Source organism: Synechococcus sp. N26 (genome assembly GCF_900473975.1).
Taxonomy (GTDB): domain Bacteria; phylum Cyanobacteriota; class Cyanobacteriia; order PCC-6307; family Cyanobiaceae; genus Parasynechococcus.
In genome coordinates this window covers 212853-233643 of sequence record NZ_UCNM01000006.1, presented here as the reverse complement: position 1 = coordinate 233643, position 20791 = coordinate 212853, and the positions used below count along the sequence as shown (strand labels likewise).

Annotated in this window: 22 protein-coding genes and 1 pseudogene; 11 read left to right on the top strand and 12 right to left on the bottom strand. The window is 64.4% G+C overall.

What is annotated here, in order from left to right:
- From DXY33_RS04515 to cysK, 5 genes and pseudogenes are all read left to right on the top strand, one after another.
- A pseudogene (locus DXY33_RS04515) lies at positions 1-139 on the top strand (photosystem II D2 protein (photosystem q(a) protein)); the annotation flags it as partial.
- The gene (psbC, locus tag DXY33_RS04510; RefSeq protein ID WP_011364942.1) at positions 123-1511 is read left to right on the top strand and encodes a photosystem II reaction center protein CP43; all 1389 of its coding nucleotides are present in this window, start codon (positions 123-125) and stop codon (positions 1509-1511) included. The pseudogene DXY33_RS04515 and the gene psbC, both read left to right, overlap by 17 nt.
- A 110-nt stretch (positions 1512-1621) precedes the next feature.
- The gene (locus tag DXY33_RS04505; protein ID WP_115131901.1) at positions 1622-2764 is read left to right on the top strand and encodes a PLP-dependent aspartate aminotransferase family protein; all 1143 of its coding nucleotides are present in this window, start codon (positions 1622-1624) and stop codon (positions 2762-2764) included.
- Positions 2761-4257 carry a PLP-dependent transferase gene (locus DXY33_RS04500; RefSeq protein ID WP_115131900.1) on the top strand — a complete coding sequence of 499 codons (1497 nt, stop codon included), beginning with the start codon at positions 2761-2763 and terminating at the stop codon, positions 4255-4257. The genes DXY33_RS04505 and DXY33_RS04500 overlap by 4 nt, the downstream gene beginning before the upstream one ends.
- Before the next feature lie 54 nt (positions 4258-4311).
- Positions 4312-5298 (top strand): cysteine synthase A, encoded by a 987-nt coding sequence (gene cysK / locus DXY33_RS04495; protein ID WP_114989385.1) that lies wholly within the window; start codon positions 4312-4314, stop codon positions 5296-5298.
- A 76-nt stretch (positions 5299-5374) separates the two neighbouring features.
- On the opposite strand, the gene queA is transcribed toward cysK, so the two are convergent.
- The 5 genes from queA to lipB form a co-directional block, all read right to left on the bottom strand.
- Positions 5375-6475 (bottom strand): tRNA preQ1(34) S-adenosylmethionine ribosyltransferase-isomerase QueA, encoded by a 1101-nt coding sequence (gene queA / locus DXY33_RS04490; protein WP_114989386.1) that lies wholly within the window; start codon positions 6473-6475, stop codon positions 5375-5377.
- 12 nt (positions 6476-6487) lie between these two features.
- Positions 6488-7810: a dihydrolipoamide acetyltransferase family protein gene (locus DXY33_RS04485; protein WP_115131899.1), complete on the bottom strand. Its 1323-nt coding sequence runs from the start codon at positions 7808-7810 to the stop codon at positions 6488-6490.
- Between the two features lie 56 nt (positions 7811-7866).
- Positions 7867-8310 (bottom strand): YlqD family protein, encoded by a 444-nt coding sequence (locus DXY33_RS04480; protein WP_115131898.1) that lies wholly within the window; start codon positions 8308-8310, stop codon positions 7867-7869.
- Positions 8311-8402: 92 nt separating this feature from the next.
- Positions 8403-10316, bottom strand: a complete 1914-nt coding sequence (locus DXY33_RS04475; RefSeq protein WP_115131897.1) for an AMP-binding protein — start codon at positions 10314-10316, stop codon at positions 8403-8405.
- 28 nt (positions 10317-10344) lie between these two features.
- Complete coding sequence (gene lipB / locus DXY33_RS04470) at positions 10345-11043, bottom strand: lipoyl(octanoyl) transferase LipB (protein ID WP_115131896.1); 699 nt, start codon at positions 11041-11043, stop codon at positions 10345-10347.
- A gap of 11 nt (positions 11044-11054) precedes the next feature.
- Here lipB and hpf point away from each other — a divergent pair, with 11 nt between their 5' ends.
- The 5 genes from hpf to DXY33_RS04445 are packed head-to-tail and all read left to right on the top strand — an operon-like array spanning position 11055 to position 15721.
- Positions 11055-11642: a ribosome hibernation-promoting factor, HPF/YfiA family gene (gene hpf / locus DXY33_RS04465; protein WP_011364962.1), complete on the top strand. Its 588-nt coding sequence runs from the start codon at positions 11055-11057 to the stop codon at positions 11640-11642.
- A gap of 14 nt (positions 11643-11656) precedes the next feature.
- Entirely contained in the window at positions 11657-12337 is a 681-nt protein-coding gene (deoC, locus tag DXY33_RS04460) for a deoxyribose-phosphate aldolase (RefSeq protein WP_115131928.1), read from the top strand.
- Complete coding sequence (gene recO / locus DXY33_RS04455; protein ID WP_115131895.1) at positions 12338-13111, top strand: DNA repair protein RecO; 774 nt, start codon at positions 12338-12340, stop codon at positions 13109-13111.
- A 28-nt stretch (positions 13112-13139) separates the two neighbouring features.
- Complete coding sequence (locus tag DXY33_RS04450) at positions 13140-14519, top strand: MFS transporter (protein ID WP_115131894.1); 1380 nt, start codon at positions 13140-13142, stop codon at positions 14517-14519.
- Positions 14520-14551: 32 nt separating this feature from the next.
- Positions 14552-15721, top strand: coding sequence for a glycosyltransferase family 4 protein (locus DXY33_RS04445; protein ID WP_115131893.1), 1170 nt, complete (start codon positions 14552-14554; stop codon positions 15719-15721).
- 9 nt (positions 15722-15730) lie between these two features.
- On the opposite strand, the gene DXY33_RS04440 is transcribed toward DXY33_RS04445, so the two are convergent.
- The 4 genes from DXY33_RS04440 to DXY33_RS04425 all read right to left on the bottom strand — a co-directional run bounded on the left by DXY33_RS04440 (position 15731) and on the right by DXY33_RS04425 (position 17890).
- Positions 15731-16249, bottom strand: a complete 519-nt coding sequence (locus DXY33_RS04440) for an isoprenylcysteine carboxylmethyltransferase family protein (protein WP_115131892.1) — start codon at positions 16247-16249, stop codon at positions 15731-15733.
- Positions 16250-16747 carry a L,D-transpeptidase gene (locus DXY33_RS04435; protein ID WP_244275856.1) on the bottom strand — a complete coding sequence of 166 codons (498 nt, stop codon included), beginning with the start codon at positions 16745-16747 and terminating at the stop codon, positions 16250-16252.
- Between the two features lie 240 nt (positions 16748-16987).
- Positions 16988-17308, bottom strand: coding sequence for a hypothetical protein (locus DXY33_RS04430; protein ID WP_244275855.1), 321 nt, complete (start codon positions 17306-17308; stop codon positions 16988-16990).
- 21 nt (positions 17309-17329) lie between these two features.
- A complete protein-coding gene (locus tag DXY33_RS04425) occupies positions 17330-17890 on the bottom strand; it encodes an acireductone dioxygenase (protein ID WP_115131891.1) in 561 nt (186 codons plus the stop codon).
- Positions 17891-17937: 47 nt separating this feature from the next.
- Between DXY33_RS04425 and cobI the strand changes: the two genes are divergently transcribed.
- Positions 17938-18669, top strand: a complete 732-nt coding sequence (gene cobI / locus DXY33_RS04420; protein ID WP_244275854.1) for a precorrin-2 C(20)-methyltransferase — start codon at positions 17938-17940, stop codon at positions 18667-18669.
- On the opposite strand, the gene proC is transcribed toward cobI, so the two are convergent.
- From proC to DXY33_RS04405, 3 genes are all read right to left on the bottom strand, one after another.
- On the bottom strand, positions 18666-19442 hold the full coding sequence (proC, locus tag DXY33_RS04415) for a pyrroline-5-carboxylate reductase (protein ID WP_371634571.1): 777 nt from the start codon (positions 19440-19442) through the stop codon (positions 18666-18668). The two genes, cobI and proC, sit on opposite strands and share 4 nt — an antisense overlap.
- A 44-nt stretch (positions 19443-19486) precedes the next feature.
- A complete protein-coding gene (locus tag DXY33_RS04410; RefSeq protein WP_115131889.1) occupies positions 19487-20053 on the bottom strand; it encodes a cell division protein SepF in 567 nt (188 codons plus the stop codon).
- Positions 20054-20128: 75 nt separating this feature from the next.
- Entirely contained in the window at positions 20129-20791 is a 663-nt protein-coding gene (locus DXY33_RS04405; RefSeq protein WP_115131888.1) for a YggS family pyridoxal phosphate-dependent enzyme, read from the bottom strand.

The window sequence follows — 20791 nt, the reverse complement described above, 5'->3', positions numbered from 1 at the left end:
AGATCCCGAATTCGAGACCTTCTACACAAAGAACATCCTTCTGAATGAAGGTCTGCGTGCCTGGATGGCACCGGCTGACCAGCCGCACGAAAACTTCGTCTTCCCTGAAGAGGTTCTGCCCCGTGGTAACGCTCTCTAATCCCGGTCTTGGCGCCACTGGCGGCAAAGACCTTCCCTCCACCGGGTATGCCTGGTGGTCCGGCAACGCCCGCCTGATCAATCTGTCCGGCCGTCTGCTTGGTGCCCACGTGGCCCACGCTGGTCTGATGGTCTTCTGGGCCGGCGCAATGATGCTGTTCGAGGTGAGCCACTTCACCTTCGACAAGCCCATGTACGAGCAGGGCTTCATCTGCATGCCCCACGTCGCCACCCTTGGCTACGGCGTGGGTCCCGGCGGTGAGGTCACTGATCTCTTCCCCTTCTTTGTGGTCGGTGTCCTGCACCTGATCAGCTCCGCCGTGCTCGGCCTCGGCGGCCTCTATCACGCCCTGCGTGGTCCGGAGATCCTGGAGAACTATTCCTCCTTCTTCTCCCAGGATTGGCGTGACAAGAACCAGATGACCAACATCATTGGTTATCACCTCATCCTTCTGGGCGTCGGCTGCCTGCTGCTGGTCTTCAAGGCCATGTTCTTCGGCGGCGTCTACGACACCTGGGCCCCCGGCGGCGGTGACGTCCGCATGATCACCAACCCGACCCTCGATCCGGGCGTGATCTTCGGTTACCTGTTCCGCGCTCCCTTCGGTGGCGAGGGCTGGATCATCGGTGTGAACTCCATGGAGGACATCATCGGTGGCCACATCTGGCTGGGTCTGACCCTGATCTTCGGTGGCATCTGGCACGCCATCACCAAGCCCTTCGGCTGGGTGCGTCGCGCCTTCATCTGGAACGGTGAGGCCTACCTGAGCTACAGCCTTGGCGCTCTGAGCTTCATGAGCTTCATCGCTTCGGCCTACATCTGGTTCAACAACACCGCTTATCCCTCCGAGTTCTGGGGCCCCACCAACGCTGAGGCATCCCAGGCTCAGAGCTTCACCTTCCTGGTGCGTGACCAGCGCCTTGGCGCCAACATCGGTTCCGCCATGGGCCCCACCGGCCTTGGTAAGTACCTGATGCGCTCACCCACCGGTGAAATCATCTTCGGCGGTGAAACCATGCGCTTCTGGGACTTCCGTGGTCCCTGGCTGGAGCCCCTGCGTGGCCCCAACGGTCTCAGCCTCGACAAGCTGCAGAACGACATTCAGCCCTGGCAAGTGCGCCGTGCGGCTGAGTACATGACCCACGCTCCCAACGCCTCGATCAACTCCGTGGGCGGCATCATCACCGAACCCAACTCGGTGAACTACGTGAACCTCCGCCAGTGGCTGGGTGCAACGCAGTTCGTGCTCGCCTTCTTCTTCCTGGTTGGTCACCTCTGGCACGCCGGCCGCGCTCGCGCTGCTGCTGCTGGCTTCGAGAAAGGCATCGACCGCAAGGCTGAGCCTGTGCTCGGCATGCCCGACCTCGACTGATCCACCGTTTCAACCCAAACGATCGTCATCAACCCTCGTCACACGGCGGGGGTTTTTTTATTGGGATGGGAGAGGCGATTTCTTAGCCTGTCCGAATCGATGGATCGTCCGTGAACACAGGCCTGAACACCCGGGTGATCCACCACGGCGACAGCTTTGCGGGAGACACCGGCACGGTGATGCCGCCGATCTTCCCTACAAGCACCTTTGCCCATGGCAACGCTGGCGGATTTGATTACACCCGTTCCGGCAACCCCAACTTCCGCATCCTTGATGGGGTGCTCGCTTCGGTTGAAGGTTGCGCCCACGCCACCGTCTTCGCCTCCGGCGTCAGCGCCATCACCGCCGTGGTGTCCCAGCTGAAGCAGGGCGATCTGGTGCTCTGCGAAGAGAACCTCTACGGCTGCACCGTACGGCTGTTCGAGCAGGTGTTCGCCAAGTTCGGCCTGAAAACCGCGTGGGTGGACTTCACCCAGCCGGCCGCACTGGAGCAGATCCAAGCCCAGAAGCCGGCGATGGTGTGGCTGGAGAGCCCCACGAATCCCCTGCTCAAGGTGATCGACCTGGAGGCGGTCTGCGCCATCACCCAACCCCTCGGCATCCCAGTGGTGGTGGACAACACCTTTGCCACCGCCCTGGTGCAGCGCCCCCTGGAGCTGGGTGCCACCCTCTCGCTCACCAGCACGACCAAATACATCAACGGCCACTCCGATGCCCTCGGTGGAGCCGTGTGCACCAACGATCCCGAGTGGCACCAGAAGATGGTGTTCTCCCAGAAGGCCCTGGGCCTGCAGCCCTCCCCCTTTGATTGCTGGCTGATCACGCGGGGCATCAAAACCCTGCCGCTGCGGCTCAAGCAGCAGATGGCCAATGCCGCGGCCCTGGCCGATCAGCTGGCGGGGCACGCCAAGGTGAACTGGGTCCGTTACCCCCACCGCAGTGATCACCCCCAGCATCAGGTGGCAACCCGTCAGATGCGTGCCGGTGGCGCCATCGTGACGGTTAGCTTCGACGCCAGCCAGGAGCAGACCTATGCCCTCTGCAAACAACTGCGCTGGTTCACCATGGCCGAAAGCCTGGGCGGCATCGAAAGCCTGATCTGCCACCCCGCCACCATGACCCACGCGGCGGTATCCGCCGCGGTGAAGGCCAAGCTGGGCATCGACGACGGCCTGGTGCGCTTCTCGGTGGGCTGCGAAGACCTCGCCGATCTCCAGGCCGATCTGGACCAGGCCCTGGAGCTGCTGGCGTGAGTCCCCGCAATCTGCTCAGCGATCCGGCCTGGCAGGGCTCTGATCTCGGCCATCCCTTGCCCGACTCCCCCCATGCGGTGTCTGTGGCGCTGCCGCGCTGGCGCGATGTAATCGCCTACGAGGAAAAGGATCCGGCCTGCCGCGATGCCCTGCAGACGATCTATCCCCGCTTCGGCCTGCATCCGCTGATCCGACAACTGGTTCAGCCTTCGGAACTTGCAGGCACCACGGTCTGGCCCTATCCCACCGAAGCGGCAGCCCAGGCCGCTCTGGCCCACTGCCAACGCAAGGCACCGGAGAGCCGCTCGGAGCTGATTGCCATTGCTGGGATGACCTGCCTGCGCAGTGATGCAGCGGCGAGCCCCCATGCCAAAGCGTTCTGGCAGCACACCGGCCTGGGCATCTCCTCTCGCCAGGCCGCCATCGCCCTGGGGAAAGAGACATCCCCCAGCAGCACATCCGGCGACGCAGCCCGCGAGCTGATTCGAAAGCGCCTGGCTGGCATCCATGGCGTCGACGCCCAGCAGATCAGCCTGCATCCAGCGGGAATGGCCGGTCTGTATGCGGCCCTCAGCGCCATCCAGACGCTGCGGCCGGGGAAGCCCACGCTGCAGCTGGGCTTCCCCTATGTGGATGTGCTGAAGCAGCCGCAGGTGGTGTTTCACGGTGGCGAGCTGTTGCAACCGCAGAGCCTCGCCGAGGTGGAAGCGGCCCTGGATCAGCTCCAGCCGGCGGCCGTGATTGTGGAGCTGCCCAGCAATCCGCTGCTGCGCTGCATGGATCTGCCAGGCGTGTCGGCCCTGGCCCGCAGCCGCGGCATTCCAGTGATTGCCGATGACACGATCGGCACCGGCATCAACCTCAACGCCCTGCCCTACGCCGATCTGATCTTCACCTCACTCACCAAGAGCTTCGCCGGCCGCGGTGATGTGATGGCGGGCAGTGTGCTGGTGAGCCCACAGTCGCCCTGGGCGGCCTCCCTGCTGGCGGCGGTTCCAGCCATCGCCCCCCTCAGCGATGCCGATGCCATCGCCCTGGAGATCGCCAGCCGGGATGTGCTCCAGCGGGTGCCGCAACTCGATGCGAACGCCCTGCTTCTGGCGGAACGGCTCGAAGCCCATCCAGCCGTGAAGCGGGTGCTGCATCCAAAGAGCTGCCCCAACTTCCGCGCCTTGATGCGCAGCGGAGCTGGCCACGGCTGCCTGCTCTCCTTTGAACTGAAGGGAGGCCAAGAGCACTCCAAAAGGGTTTACGACGCGCTTCGGATCAGCAAAGGCCCCAGCCTTGGCACCTATTTCAGTCTGGTGTGCCCCTACACCCAGCTGGCCCACTACTACGAACTGAGCTGGGCGGAGCAATGCGGTGTGCCGGCTGATCTGCTCCGGGTGTCCGTCGGTCTGGAAGACCCCGAGGCACTGTGGATGCGATTTGAGCAAGCGTTTGCTGACGAAGAGTCCGGTGAGACTCTGAAAAAGCCCTTAACAACCGGGTGAGGAGAGGCTTTCGATCATTAGTTTGTTTTCTTCGGGCCCCTCTACAGCAGCTCCATGTCCCGCATTTACGACGACAACAGCCAGGCCATCGGCAACACTCCGCTGGTCAAGCTGAACAACGTCACCAAAAACTGCAAGGCCACTGTGCTGGCCAAGGTTGAGGGGCGCAACCCCGCCTACAGCGTCAAATGCCGGATCGGCGCCAACATGATCTGGGACGCAGAAAAGAGCGGAAAGCTCACCAAGGGCAAGGTGATTGTTGAGCCCACCTCCGGCAACACCGGCATCGCTCTGGCCTTCACCGCCGCAGCCCGCGGGTACAAGCTGATCCTGACGATGCCCGAGTCGATGTCGATCGAGCGGCGTCGGGTCATGGCCGTGCTCGGGGCTGAACTGATCCTCACCGAGGCCGCCAAAGGCATGCCCGGCGCGATCGCCAAGGCCAAGGAAATCGCTGATAGCGATCCGGCCAAGTACTTCATGCCCGGCCAGTTCGACAATCCCGCCAACCCCGAAATCCACTTCAAGACCACCGGTCCTGAAATCTGGAACGACTGCGATGGCGCCATTGACGTGCTCGTGGCCGGCGTCGGCACCGGCGGCACCATCACCGGCGTCTCCCGTTACATCAAGAATGAAGCGGGCAAGGCGATCGAATCTGTGGCCGTTGAACCGACCAACAGCCCGGTGATCACCCAGACCATGAACGGTGAGGCCGTCAAACCCGGTCCCCACAAAATCCAGGGCATCGGTGCCGGCTTCATCCCCCAGAACCTCGACCTCTCCGTGGTTGACAAGGTGGAGCAGGTGACCAACGAGGAGTCCGTTGCCATGGCCCTGCGCCTGGCCCAGGAGGAAGGCCTGCTGGTGGGCATCTCCTGCGGTGCCGCCGCTGCAGCCGCCATTCGTCTGGCCGAGAAAGATGAGTACGCCGGCAAAACCATCGTGGTGGTGCTGCCCGACCTGGCCGAGCGTTACCTCTCCTCGGTGATGTTTGCTGAAGTTCCGACCGGCATCATCGAGCAACCGGTGGCTGTCTGAGCTGGCTCCACCAGAAGCCTTGGCCCCGTCGTTGACGGGGCTTTTTTTTATGGCCTCACCGTGAACCGTTCAGGTCTCAGCGTGCTGGTGGGCGGGCCTGGGGCTGCACCGCCGCTGCATCAATCCACATGGCATCGCCATAGGAGAAGAAGCGATAGCTCCTTTCAATCGCTTCGGCGTAGAGCTTCAACAGGGTTTCCCGGCCGATCAGGGCACTCACCAACAGCAGCAGAGAGCTTTTGGGCAGATGGAAGTTGGTGAGCAGGGCTTGAATCACCTTGAACTGATAGCCCGGCTGAATCACCAGATCCACCGGCCCGGTGTAGGGCTTTAGAACACCGCCATGGGCTTGAGCGGCCCCCTCCAGGGCACGAACACTCGTGGTGCCCACCGCAATCACCCGGCCTCGACAAGCCTGCACCGACTCCACCACAGCAGGGCTGACATCCACCCATTCACTGTGCAACTCCAAGGCGGTGAGGTCTTCCGTTTCAACGGGGCGAAAGGTGCCGAGGCCCACATGCAGGGTGATCCGGGCTAGATCCACCCCTTTCTTCTGCAAGCCCGCCAACAGTTCATCACTGAAATGCAACCCCGCCGTCGGGGCGGCCACCGCACCGGGGCGGTCGGCGTAACGGGTCTGATAGCGCTGGCTGTCGCTGGGGTCGTGCCGTTCGATGTAGGGCGGTAGAGGCACCTCGCCCACGTCATTGAGCAAACCCTCAATGGTTTCGGCATCCCTGCAATCACTGGGGAACTGCACCACCCGTCCACCACTGGCGGGGTCTTCTGCAAGCACCGTCAGGCTGATCGAAGTGCCATCAATCGTGAGGCTGTCGCCGGGCCGCATGCGCTTGGCAGGACGGGCCAGGCAAAGCCAGCGGCCCTCCCCCCGCGGCTCCAGCACCAGCAACTCGGACAGCCCACCCCCGGAACGACGCACCGCCAGGCGGGCCTTCAACACCCGGGTGTCGTTCACCACCAGCAGATCACCAGGCTGCAGCTGCTCGAGCAGATCCCACACCTGGCCGTGAGCAGCATCCATTGATGGCTCCCCCTGGGGGGGAACCATCAACAAGCGAGCGCTGTGGCGGGGCTCAACCGGTGCCTGAGCGATGCGCTCAGGCGGCAGCGGGTAGTCGTAGCTGCTGAGTTGCAGGTCCCTGGGGTCAGGCACGCGGGCGACCGATCAGAGCGCCAGGCTTTCTGGACGGTTCTCGATCAGATCGGCAAGATCCTTCAGGAATGCGGCACCGTCGGCGCCGTAAATCACGCGATGATCCGCCGTCAGGTTCACCTGCATCTGACGCTTGACGGCGATGGAGCCGTCCTTGTTCGCCACCACCGTGGGGCGTGATGCAGCGACGGCGAGAATGGCCCCGGTGCCTGGGGGAAGGATCGCGTCGAAGCGATCAACACCGAACATGCCGAGGTTGGAGAGGGTGAAGGTGCCCGTGGAATACTCCTCCGGCTGCAGCTGCTTGCTGCGGGAGCGCTTGACCAGATCACCCCACTGACGCGACATCTCGTAGAGATCGGTGCGATCGGCATTACGCAGCACCGGCGTGATCAAGCCACCGTCTTCCATCGCCACAGCGACAGCCACGTTCACGTCGGCTGGATAGGCCATGCCGGCAGCGGTGGTGGCGGCATTCACCTGGGGGTGACGCGCCAGGGTGACGGCCACAGCCTTGGCCAGCAGCGCCGTCATCGTGACGCCCTTGGGCTTCACCTGTTTGTAGAGGGCATCCAGCTTCTCGGTGGTGATTGTGTAACCAACGCGGAAGCAGGGAACCGCAAGGCTCGCCTCCATGTTTTTGTTCACCGCACCCTGGAGGGTGTTGAAGGCCACGGTCTCGCCTGGCCGACCAAAGCTATTGCCCGCCGGAGCCGACGGGGCCGCTGCTGCTGCTGCTGCGCCAGCCGAGGAAGCAGCGGGGGCCGTTCCTTCCGCCACCCGGGGCACGGAGATGGGCTGACCGGAGGCTTGCTCCACGTCTTCGGCCTGAATCCGGCCGTGGGGGCCGCTGCCGCGCACGGTGGCCAGGTCCACACCGATCTGGGAGGCCAGCTTCTTGGCCCGGGGGCTGGCCACGATGCGACCGTCGTTCACCACAGGTGCCGACGGTGCAGGGGCAGCAACAGGTGCCGGGGCAGGAGTCGGAGCTGGGGTCTGAACCGCAGCTGGCGTGGGAACCGGAGCCGGTGCAGAGGCTGGCGCAGCAGCAGGAGCGCTGGGGACCTTGGCCTGCGCGTCGGCGATCTCAGCCTCTGTTTCGACAATCAGACCGATGGTTTCGCCCACCGGTGCCGTGCTGCCAGCAGGCATCAGGACCGCTGCGAGATAGCCGTCCTGGAACGACTCAACGTCCATGTCCGCTTTGTCGGACTCAACGACAAGAACCGACTCGCCCCGAGCCACCTTGTCTCCGGGCTGTTTCAGCCACTCCACGATCTTCCCCTCCGTCATGGTGGAGCTGAGGGCAGGCATGAAGATGTCTGTGGTCGCCAAAACCGTCTCCGGGAGGGCAGATCAGGGGAGTTTACGAGTCAGCAGAGGCAAGCCGATCAGGCTTCCTCAATCGACTGCACAACGCCATCCTTCACAACGATGGCCAACTGCATCTTCTGCACCAGGTTGTCGCCGACCTTCAGCTCACAGCTGCTCTCCAGCTGACCCTGCTCAACGATCTGGTCCATCTCCAGCTCACGCACCTGGGCCTGCTGCTGAAGCAGGTTGCGCTTCTGCTCCTCCAGCTCGGCGCGCTTGGCCGCCACCTGCTGTTGGATCTGCGCCACCTGATCCTGCACGCGGGGATCAAGGGGGTTGGCGCTCTGACGACGCACCTGGTCCACCACGTCCTGACCTTCCTGTTCCAGCTGAGCCAGCTGTTGGTCAGCGGTGGCGATGCCATTGCTGAGCTCGCGCTCTGCTTCTTCTTTCCAGGTGGGCGTCACGACGGCGCGGACGGTGATCGGACGCTTGATCGTCAGGGAGGTGCCGTCGGACATGGGTTCTTGGGAGACGGCCAAAGCGTGTCAGCCCTTTCACGTGGGGTCAATCACCGGACAACCGACCACCCCCCAAGCTTCATCAGGCGCGGTCAACGTCCGTAAAGGCCATCGATCAACTGCTGATCGCGGCTGGTGATGCGATCACGGCGCTGCTTCAGGGTCTGGGTCAGGAGTCCGTTCTCAATGCTGAAGGGATCCACAAGCACCACCCCGGCCAGCCGTTCATCACCCCGGGAACCCGACCGCTGCTTGAGCAAGCGGTTACATTCGCGCATCAACAAACGAAGAAGGGCCGGATCACCAGGTTGGCCGCCCAGATCCTGCGCCACGCTCACGCCGGCTTCAGCCGCCCAGGCCACGATCGCCTCAGCACGGGGAACGATCAGGCCACCGAGCTGGCGTTCGTCCTGACCCACCAGCATCACCTGCTCGATCAGTGGGCTGGCCACCAGGGCCTCTTCCAGGGGGCCGGGCTCGATGTTCTCACCACTGCTCAACACAATCGTGTCCTTGGCCCGTCCGGTGAGGGCCACCGAACCATCCGGCAAGAGCATGCCGAGATCGCCGGTGTCAAACCATCCCGCGGCATCGAAAACCTTGGCGCTGGCCTCGGGTTTGCCGAGGTAGCCCGCCATCACCTGGGGGCCCCGCACCATCACCCGCCCCCGTTGCCGGAAGCCCAGGGGCTGGCCGTTGTCGGGATCGACGATCCGGAATTCGGTCTGGGGCATCGGCAGCCCGGAGCTGCCGCGGATGTTGCGCCAGGGCCTGCGGCAACTCACCACAGGGCTGGTTTCGGTGAGGCCATAGCCCACCAGCAGCTCAATCCCCACGGCTTCAAAAAAGGAATCGATGTGGGGCGCAATGGCACCGCCACCACTGATCGGATAGGCGAGCTGACCGCCACTGAGCTGGCGACGCAGCTTCGGCCAGATCAAGGTCGAGGCCAGGGCGTGCAGGGGCCAGCGCAGGGCCGCGGAGCCGCAGGCACGCAGCCGGCCGGCCGCTGATACCGGTTCCAGCAGGAGGTTGCGCGCCGTGCGCACGGCTTTGCGCTGGGCAGCGCTGTTGGCCAACGCCGCCCGCAGCAGGCGCTGCCGGGAGGGGGAGAAGGTCTTGAGCACATCCTCAAATCCAGCCTGAACCGCCTCCCACAGCCGCGGCACGGTGGCCATCGCGATCGGCCGGACCCGCGGCAGATCCTTCTTCAGTTGCTTGATGGTTGTGTAGGTCTGCGTGCAGGCGCAGGAGAGGAAGAAGTAGCTGGCACTGCGCTCGTAGGCATGCCAGATGGGCAACACACTCAGCACCGGAGCACCGGGCTCGGGATAGGCCACACAGGCCAGTGAGCTCATCTGATGCAGCAGGTTGGCGTGGGTCAACGGGACCCCTTTGGGTTGGCCGGTCGTACCCGAGGTGTACAGAACAGTGGCCACGGCGTCTCGCCCCCCCGCCGGGCCAACGGGATCGAGGCCGGCCCCTGACGCTAGAAACGCCTCCCAGCCCATGGCGCCCTCGGCAGGCTCCCCTTCCAGCTGAAGCACGAAACGCAGCTGAGCCCTTTGCTCTGGGGGAAGGGCCAGACGACGCCACACATCAGCGTTCTGCACCACCAGGGCCGTCGCCCGGCAATCCGAAAGGATGTAGCGCAGCTCCTCCACCGGGGCCGAGGCACCGCGCACGGCATCAGCGGCACCGGCACGCATCAGGCCCTGATCCGCCACCAGCCAGCGGGGGCTGTTCTCAGCAAACAGAGCCACCACATCCCCATCCTTCACGCCATGGCGCCGAAAGGCGGAAGCAGCGGTGGCGATGCGCTCCGCCAGCTCGCCGAAATTGAAGCGTTCGGGATGCGCAGCATGGGGCGCATCGACGGCGGCAATCAGCCCGTGGCGGTCGGCGAGCCAGGGCCACACCGCATCGACCCTCTGCAACTTCTGAACATGGGCATGACGCTGCAAAGCGTCCGTTTCACGGGTTGTCGGGCTCCAGCTGGCCGTCATCCGAGGCAGGGGTTCAAACAGCTCAGGTCTATCTCGCTTCCTCCTCCCAGACCAGACCGAAACGATGGGCCAGGGCTTGCCGCAGCAACGGCTGCACCTCAGCCGACGTCAGCCCTGGCAACCAGTCCGCAAGCCGCCCAACCGCACGACCGGTGAGCCCACAGGGGGTGACTCGCTCAAACCCCTGCATCGAGCAATCAACGTTGAGGGCCAGGCCGTGCTGGGTGATCCAGCGGCGACAGCCCACACCGATGGCGGCAACCTTGCGGTTGTCCAACCAGAGGCCGGTCAACCCCGGCAGACGCTGACCCTCCAGGCCCAACTCCGCCAGAACATCCAGAACGACTTGTTCCAACTGACGCAGATACCAGTGCAAATCGGGCGTGCGGCGCTGAAGGTCCAACACCGGGTAGGCCACCAGTTGGCCGGGGAGGTGATGGGTCACCTCCCCGCCCCGATCGATCCGATACAGGGGTGCCGGTGGGTCAGCGGGATCAAAATGCAGGTGCTCCTCGCTGGCACCACGGCCAAGGGTGTAGCAGGTCTGGTGCTGCAGGATCCAGACCGCCTCCGGAGCCGATGGATCAGCAAGAAGAGTTCTCTGCCAGCGCTGTTGCGCCGACCAGGCGGCATCGAATCGAACCGGATCACCGGGCTCGAAAAGAAATGCACGCTGGGGGTGGGCCGAATCGTGCGCCGTATCTAATTTGCCGATAACAACCGGCACAGGAGTGAGGCATGAAGTTGCTGATCCATGGTCGCAACCTCGAGATCACGCCAGCGTTGCGGGATTACACCCAAACCAAGTTGGAGCGGGCCACATCGCACTTCGGTGATGCTGTGCGCGAGGCAGACGTCCATCTCTCGGTGGCTCGCAATCCCCGGGTGCCGCAGCAGACAGCCGAGGTGACGGTCTTTGCCAACGGCACGGTGATACGCGCCCAGGAACGCAGTGAAAACCTATACGCCAGCATCGATCTGGCCGCAGGAAAACTGGCCCGCCAACTGCGTCGCTGGAAGGAACGCCACAGCGATCACCACCACAGCCACGGCCACAGCGCCAGCCACACCCCCAGCACGGATGTGGTCAACGATGCATCCCCCGTTGAAGCCTCCCTTCTGCAAGGGCGTGAGGCGGAACTGCCGGATCCGGGAGTGCGGCGCAAATATTTCGCCATGCCGCCCATGGGCCTGGAGGAAGCACGCCGCCAACTGGATCTGATCGACCACGACTTTTACCTGTTCCGGGAGAAGGAAAGCGATCAGCTGCAGGTGATCTACCGCCGCAACCATGGTGGGTATGGGGTGATTCAGGCTCGTGAGTGACCTCCCGGCCCGCCATGGCTGATCCAGCCCAAGAGCTCCCCGACCTCCCCTCCCGGCTTGATCAGGCGATCCTCGACCCCCTGCTGACCCGGGACCAGCTCCAAGCCCTCTGTGATTCCGGGATGCAGGAGGGCGTGCGGGCCATTTGCACCACACCGCGTCAGCTGCCGCTGCTGCGGGAACGCATCGGGACGACAGACGCAGGGCCTCGCCTGGTGGCGGTCATCGGCTTTCCCTTCGGAACCATTCCCGCTGAGCTCAAGCTGGCGGAAGCGGAGTGGTGTGCCGCCCATGGCGCCCAGGAGCTCGATGTCGTGCCCGATTTCAGCGCCTTGGCGAACGGTGATTCAGGCGCGTTTGCAGAGGAACTTGCCGCCCTCTGCGAGCTGGGGCTTCCCGTGCGGGCCGTCCTGGACATGGCCCGTCTGGAGAGCGAACAGCTGGAACTGGCCGTGGAGGCCGCCATTGATGCTGGTGCTGCGGGACTGCAGACCAGCAACGGCTTTGGCCCGGCCTGCCATGCCGATCAGATCCTTGCGTTGAAACAACTGATCCGTAAACGCTGCGCCATCAAGGCAGCCGGGGGGATCCATAGCCTCAGCCACGCAGGAGACCTGCTGTTAGCGGGGGCCGATCTGTTGGGCACCAGCAGCGCGCCGGCTCTTCTGCAGGCCCAGCGTCGCCCCGCGGCCTGAATGGCAGAACGACGCCTCACCGGACTCGCCCTCAAGGTGGGCCCTCTCGGCGAACACGACCGCCTGCTGAGCCTGCTCAGTGATGCGGAGGGCGTCAGTCGCTTCGCCGTTCCCGGAGCACGACGTCCCAAGAGCAGTCTGGCCGCCGCCGCCCCCCTCACCCTGCTGGAAATGCAGGTGGGAGGACGAAGCGGCCTGGCCCGGGTGCGACAACTGCGGGTGCTGCGCAGTTTTTCTGGCCTCGGGCAACAGCTGGAAACCCTGGCTGCGGCGCAGGCACTGTGTGATCTATGCCTTCAACTGGCGGCCCAGGACCCTGTGGACGGGCTGCTGGACACGATGCAGCTGCACCTCGAACGCCTGGAGGAGTACCGAGCCGACCCGGAGCTGGTGCTGGCCGGCACGGTCCAGGCCTGCATCCATCTGCTCACCCTGGGCGGTTATGGACTGCCGTTGCAGACCTGCTGCATCACAGGCGATCCCCTGGAGCCACCGCTGGGGCAGTGGGACTGGCGCTGCAGCCTTCTGCCGCAGGATGGCTTTGCGATTGATGAGCAGCCCGGGGCGGCGATTCAGCTGAATCCCTCCGAACTGGCCCTGCTCCAGCGACTCACCCGGGCCGACCTGCCCCGTCGCCGAGACGGTGCGCTGATGGGCCCCCCAGCCGTGTGGCGCCGGCTGCTGCGGGTGGTTGAGATCTGGAGCCGGACGCATCTGAACCGACCGAGCAAAGCCCTGGCCATGCTGCGAGAGACACTCCTGGCAGGCGCGTGAGCCATCATGGCCGCGATGCAATTGCCCCTTGAGCGGACCGAGCCTCACCACCCCTGAACCCGCTCTGCCCACCGGCAGCAACCCGGAGGGAAAGCGTGGCTTGGAAGCCGTGCTACGCCTCAAGGACTTCCGCAAACTCTGGCTGGGCCAGATCTTTTCCCAGCTGGCGGACAAGTTCTACATCGTGCTGATGGTCTTCCTGATCGATCAGCACCTGCTGCTGAAGGGGCAGGGAAGTGGCGTGCTGGCGGAGATGGCCTCGGATTACGGCCTCGACATCAGCACACGCACCCAGGTGATCACCCTGCTGGCTACAGGCATTTTTGTGGCCAACACCATCCCGGCCATGCTGCTGGGAACAGTGGCTGGGGTCTGGGCGGACCGCTGGCCCAAGCGTCGGGTGATGGTGGCCAGCAATGCCATCCGAGCCCTGTTGGTGGTGTTCGCACCGCTCTGTCTGCTGCCGGGGCCCGTCTGGCTTGGTCTGCCCTGGGGCTACTGGGGGCTGGTGGGCATGACCTTCCTGGAGTCGATCCTGACCCAGTTTTTCGCCCCCTCGGAACAGGCCACGATTCCTGTGGTGGTGCCGGGAGATCACCTGTTGGCGGCCAACTCCCTCTACCAAGCCACCAGCATGGGGGCAACGATCCTGGGCTTCGCGCTGGGGGAACCGATTCTTCGTGCCCTGCACAGCAGCCTGGCGATCATCGGCATCGATGGCGGCGAGTTTCTGCTGCTTCCGCTCTGTTACGGCCTCGCGGCCCTCAGCCTGTCGCGCCTGAAGCTGCAGGAAGCCCCCAAGTCCCCCTCCAATACATCGGTGTGGACGGAGATCGGCGAAGGATTGCAGGTGCTGCGCCGGGTGCCTTCAGTGCGTGGCGCCATGATTCATCTGGTGCTGCTCTACAGCCTGTTGGCAGCGCTTTACGTGTTGGCCCTCCAGCTGGCTGCCTTGATCGAGAACCTGGGGCCCTCAGGCTTTGGTGCCCTGCTAGCCATGAGTGGACTGGGCATGGCGATCGGAGCTGTGGTGATCGCCCAGCTGGGCCATCGGTTCAGCCGCCGCCGGCTCACGGCAGCAGGCCTGGGAACCATCACGTGGACCCTGGTGCTACTCAGCCAGCTGCGGGGATCCCTGGCCTTCACCCTGAGCCTCTGCGGAATCCTGGGCATCGGCGCAGCTCTGGTGGCGATCCCCGCGCAGACCACGATTCAGGAAGAAACCCCCGAAACCGAGCGCGGCAGGGTGTTCGGACTGCAGAACAACCTGATCAACATCGCCCTGAGCCTGCCGCTGGTGCTGGCGGGCACCTTGGTGAGCAGCATTGGTCTTCAACCGGTGCTGTGGCTGCTGGCGGGGTTGGCCCTGGTGGCAGCGTTGATCGAACGACCGTGGCAGCGCTGCTAACTTGCCTTTTCGCCTGAGGAGGCCCAACCCGCTTGGCGCAGATTGCGTGGCTCGGCAAGAAGTCTCCCTTCTGCGGGAATGTGTCCTACGGGATCAGCACCACGGAGGCCCTGCGCAAACGCGGGCATCAGGTGCATTTCATCCATTTCGATAACCCGCGCAGCCCGGAGCGCGACGACACATCGCTGCTGGCCAACGACCCGGACGTCAGCCTGCCCTACCTGGTCAAATCGCAGGTCTACACGATCCCTTCCCCCGGGGCACAGCGGGAGCTGAGGGAATCCCTGGAGCGGCTGCAGCCCGATCTCGTGCACGCCAGCCTCACCCTTTCCCCCCTGGATTTCCGCCTGCCGGAGCTCTGTCAGCAGCTGGGCGTGCCCCTGGTGGCCACCTTTCATCCCCCCTTCGATGCAGGCCTGCGCAACCTGACGGCGGGCACCCAACAGCTCACGTACCAGCTGTATGCACCGGCCCTGGCCCGCTACGACCGGGTGATCGTGTTTTCACAGCTTCAGGCGGACTTTCTCGAGCGCCTGGGCGTTCCCGCCGATCGACTGACGGTGATTCCCAATGGTGTGGACCCCGACCGCTGGTGCCCCACCAGCCCCGGCACCCTTTCGCTGATGCATCAGCAGGTGCGGCAACGGCTGGGGCGAGAACGGATTTTCCTCTACATGGGACGCCTTGCAACGGAGAAGAACGTTGAAGCCCTGCTGCGGGCCTGGCGGCTGGTTTCACCGGAGGGCTGCCGGTTGGTGATCGTCGGCGACGGGCCGCTGCGTAACAGCCTGATGAACCAGTTCAACGACGATCGGATCCTCTGGTGGGGCCACGAGCCAGACCTGGACACCCGGGTTGCTCTGCTCCAGTGCGCTGAGGTATTCATCCTGCCGAGCCTTGTGGAGGGCCTATCGCTGGCCTTGCTGGAGGCGATGGCCAGCGGAACAGCCTGCGTGGCCACCGATGCCGGTGCCGATGGCGAGGTGCTGGAGCAAGGGGCGGGAATCGTGCTGAGCACCCAGGGCGTCACCACCCAGTTGCGCACACTGCTGCCGGTGCTCAGGGACCAGCCGGTGCTGACCGCGGAACTGGGCCGCAAAGCCCGCCTCCGCGCCTTGGAGCGCTACACGATTTCCAGCAACATCGATGCCCTCGAACAGCTCTACGCCGACCTGATGCAAACCAGCACGGTCGCCGCCTGAGCCAGGCCATCAGCGCCAGTCCAAGCCAGGAACCCAGCCCACAATCGCCGGGGTGACTGCGGCGTATTGGCTGTAATCCGGATGCAGCACCCGCAACCCCTTCTCCTCGAAGCGGGCTTTGCCCCGCAGCACAGCCGCCAGGCTGACCAACAGCAACACATGCAGCGGGCTGCCTGTGGCCAGCACCACTCCTGCGGAACACAGCAACACCGCCCGGTACAAGGGATGCCGGCAGATGGCATAGGAACCTGTGGCGATCAACTGATTCGCCGGCTTGGGCGCCGGCAGCGGCGAAAGGCTGGCCCCAAGACAGCGAAACGCCTCAAGGGCCCGAAACAGACCAAAAGCCAACAGCAGCAGGCCCAGCCCGAACAGGGGTTTGGGCCAAATCGCCACACCGAAGCTGGCGGGAGCTGGCCAGACCGGCAGCAGATGGGCCGTGATCAGCAGCAGCTGGGCCAGCAGCCACCACTCACCCCGGCGGTTGTCCAACCAGCCGCCCCAACTGAAGCCCCAATCAGAGAACATTCACTCGCTGACCACCAATGTTCGGACGTTACGGCGCTGCACCAAACCCGCCAGGGTCTGCATGTCGTCCCAGCGAATCAAGCCCACACAGCCGAGCGTGCCGCTTTTGGCATTGCGGTTGGCACTGGGGTCGAGATGAATGCCCAGATGGCCTCGCCCCGTGGGGAACTGCGGTTCAATCCCAATCCAGATCGGCCCGAGCTCGCGTGGATACGCGGGACCCAGGGGCTCCACCGGCCCAAGGACGTAGCGACCGGCGGGGAGCGGCGCGCGGGTACCAGAGCGATGGCGATCGGCGTTCTGACGGTGGGCCCGACCGCTGACGGCATCGAAGTGCTGCAAGGGCTGACCAGGGGTTTCCAGACGCAGACTCCTGATGGGATCGCCCGTGCGCGGGAGGGATCGCGTGGTGCGGTTCAGCACCAAGACCGACTCTTTGGCGGCGGTGGAGATGGATGGCGACGTGGTGGGGAGCCTGGAGGCAGAGGCCAGATCCATCTCAGCGGCAGAACATGGCACGACCAACAGCGCCAGCAGCTTCAACGCGAGACACGACCAAACGACCACAGCAGCCAGGCAAACAGGCCGGAACCCTATGGGCGGTTTTTATTCGCTGAGGAAATAAAAACCAGCGCTCTCACTGTCCCTTTCTGAGACCCAGCTCGAGAAAAGGTTCAGAGCTCGTTTTCGGCCAGCAGCAGCGCTTCAGCCTCCTTGGTTGGATCCAGGGCGCAGCTGTTATCGAGCAGGCGCTGCAGGCGCGGGCTGACGGCGACCACCAGCGGATTGGTCAGCACGCGCCGGCTGATGCCCAACTCCTCGAGCGAAATCGCCAGGGCTTGGCCGGCCTGGCGGCGCGGCAGACGCCCCCTTCTTCACCTGACAGTCGCTGCTGGCCTTGGCCATGGCGGCATAGCCGCGAATGCGGCGGGCCAGCACCACCACGGCAACCCGGCGCTGAACCTCGGGTGCCAAAGGAGCATCCTCGGCAGCAACAGGGATGGGTGTTGCCATGGGCAGACCCAGCAACAGCGCAGCAAGGAAGCGGTGGAGACGCATCAAGGTGTCTGGAACGCCCCCTCAGTCAAGCCTGGGAAATCGCTGGGCGATGCTGCTGCCGGTGTACTGCGCCACCCATCCCTCGGGGTTGTTGAACCAACGCACAGCACAGAACTGAGGCTGAGAGCCCATGTCAAACCAATGACGGGTCCCGGCAGGGACCCGCATCAGGTCGCCCCGTTCGCACAGCACGCTGAGCACCTCGGAACCGATGTGCAGCACAAACAAACCGCACCCTTCCACAAAAAAGCGCACTTCGTCTTCGGCATGGGTGTGCTCCTCAAGGAACTTGCGGCGCAGGGGCTCGCGATCGGGGTGATCCGGCGTCATCCGAATCGCGTCGACCGTGGCGTAACCGCCATCGCGTTGAACCCGGGCAATGGCATCGGCATAGGCCTGGAGGATGGTGGCCTGGTCGGCCCCCTCCGGCAGACCCTGCTCCGCCGGCCATTGCTCAAAGCCGATGCCCCGGCGGCTGAGCTCCGACTGAATCACGGCCGGATCGTTGCTCTGCAGCGCAGGCATGGGCCCATTCGCAGCATGGGCTGAGCTTTCGTCTGGAAAGATGCTGAGACGACTCATCGTCTGGACCCCGGGCGCATCGACAACTGACCATCATCGATCCGGCCATGACTGGGGGTCTCACACTGGTGGGAGTCGGCCCCGGCGATCCTTCCCTGCTCACCCTGGCCGCCGTTGAAGCCATCCGCCAAGCGGAGGTGGTGGCCTACCCGGTCGGACGACCGGGGGCCGACAGTATGACCGCCAAAATCGCCGCGGCCTGGATCCGCAGCGACCATCAGCGTCTGCCCCTGTTGTTCCCGATGGTGGAAGCCGCCGAACCGCGGCGCACCGCCTGGGGAGCGGCGGCGCAAGAGCTGCAGCAAGCAGTCCGTTCCGGCCAGCAGGTGGCACTGCTGTGTGAGGGAGATGCCTCGCTGTTTGCGAGTTGCAGCTACGTGCTGCTGGCCCTGCGTCAGGCGTGGCCCGACTGTCCCATCAGCGTGATTCCCGGAATCACCTCCTGCTCGGCAGCCGCGGCTGCGGGCCTCTGGCCCCTCGCTCTGCAGCAGGACCAACTGCTGTTGCGCCCTTGCCCCGACACACCCGAGGAGCTGGAGCGGGTGCTGGACACCGCCGCGGCAACGGGACAAGTTCTGGCCCTGCTGAAGCTGGGTCGGCGCTGGAGTTGGGTTCAACCCCTGCTGAAGCAGCGAGGCCTGCTGCAACAAGCACTGTTTGCCGAGCGGGTCGGCTGGCCCGACCAGCAAATCTGTTGCGCGGATGCAGTGGCAGCCGACCCCCGCCCCTACTTCTCGCTACTGCTGATCCGGCAGGGATGGCCGGAGGTTTTGCCCTAGGCCAGCTCTCGGCTGCGTTCCGCAGCAGCGACCACCGCTTCGATCAAGGCGGAGCGCAGGCCGATGCGTTCCAGCGCGCGGACGCCGGCGATGGTGGTGCCCCCCGGGGAGGTGACCATGTCCTTGAGCTGGGCAGGGTGCAGATCGCGACGGTCCAGCAGCTCAGCCGTTCCAGCCAGGGTGCGGTGGCTCAGCCGCAGGGCCAGGTCCCTGGGAAGACCGGCTGCAACAGCCCCATCGGCCATGGCTTCCGCCACCAGGGCCACAAAGGCAGGGCCCGACGAGGTGAGAGCAAGGAATGCATCGAGCTTGGCTTCCGCCAATTCCAGAACTTCGCCCACATCGGCGAACAGCTGCCGCACCTCATCCCGTTGCCCTTGGTCGACCCCCTCCCCCCAGGCCAGAGCTGTCAACCCAGCTCCCACCAGCGCAGGGGTGTTGGGCACCGCCCGCACACAGCGATGACCGGGAAACAACTGCTGCAACCGCGCCAGAGACACCCCCGCCAACACAGAGATCAGCAGCGGTTGACCCACGACAGGTCCTGCAGCTACCGCAACAGCATCGAGTTGCTGCGGCTTCACCGCAAGCAGCTGGATCGGAGCCGTCCAGACCTGCTGAGCGGAAGGATCATCAGCCGCAACCAAACCGATGCCAGCCGGAAAGCCCCCACGTCGTTGCTCAAGGGAGCCAGATCCTCCGACCACTGCCAACAGCTGGTCGGCAGGAATCCGTCCACGCTCCAGGAGAGGAACCACAAGGGCCTGAGCCATGCGACCCAGGCCGATCACACCGAAAGCGGGCTGCACTGCGGGCTTCAGAGAGCGGCTGCCCCCCAGGCGGGCGAAGGTGCGCTGGCGGATTCGTCGACATCCGCCACATCGGCCTCACGGCTCACCACCGTTGGAGCCGAGGCTTCGTCTTGACCGGTGTTGGTCACGTTGACGCAGCTGGGGGCGAACAGGAAGATGCTCTCGCCGACGCGCTCCTGGTGTCCATCGATCGCGAAGGTGCCACCAGCAACGAAATCAACAGCACGCTGGGCCTGGTCGGGCTCCATCATCGTGAGGTTGAGGATCACCGTCTTGCGCTCCCGCAGCGCCTGAATGGCCCGAGGCATTTCATCGAAGCTGCGGGGTTCCATCACATTCACCTCGGACACAGCATTACTGATGCCGGGCATGCCGATCACGTTGGATCCAGGCAGATCACCACCCAGGTCAAACGGGTTGGAGTCTCCAATGGTGGCCAGTGCACCACCGTCAGCCTGCAGGGCGCGCTGGTCCTGGTCATCTTGCTCGTCGTCGTAGGCGAAATCATCCAATTCGCCATCGAGATAGTCATCGCCAGCGACGACGGCACGGAGACGGGAGATCAGCGACACCTTGGGATTCCTCTCGGTCTGAATGTGGTTCGAAAACCATGTCCCTGGATACCGTTTTCGCTGCGGCGGGGCAAGTCAATTCGCAGCGTCTGTTGACACCAATCTCGGACCGAACAGGGCCGAACCGATCCTGAGCCAGGTGCTGCCCGCCTCAGCAGCCTCTTTCCAGTCCGTGCTCATCCCCATCGAGCACTCCGCCAAGGCCAGCCGATCCGCCAGGGCACGGCAGTCGCAGAACAACCCCTTGCGCTGATCTGCAGCCATCTCGAGCGGCGCCATGGTCATTAGACCCGAGATCCGCAACCCCGGCAGAGCCTGCAGATCAGCCCAAATGGCACCGAGTTCATCGGCCGACAAGCCCCCTTTGCTGGGATCGGGCCGCAGTTTCACCTGCAGCAGCACTTCAGGTTGACGGCCCTCCTCCACGGCGATGCGCGACACCCGTTCGGCCAGCGCCAGGGAATCCACCGAGTGAATGACGTCGAAGGCCTTCACCACCGGCCGCACCTTGTTGCTTTGCAGGCGGCCGATGAAATGCCAGCGCAGGTTCAGATCGATCAGCTCCTCCTGCTTCGGTAGAGCCTCCTGAACGCGGCTTTCCCCGAAATCACACTGACCAAGCTCCGCCACGCAACGCACGGACGCGGCTGGATGCCCTTTGCTGACGGCCAGAAGCCTGGATGAAGTGGGGCGGGCTGCCTGGAGCACCTGCCAACGCGCCGCGAAGGAATCGGTCAA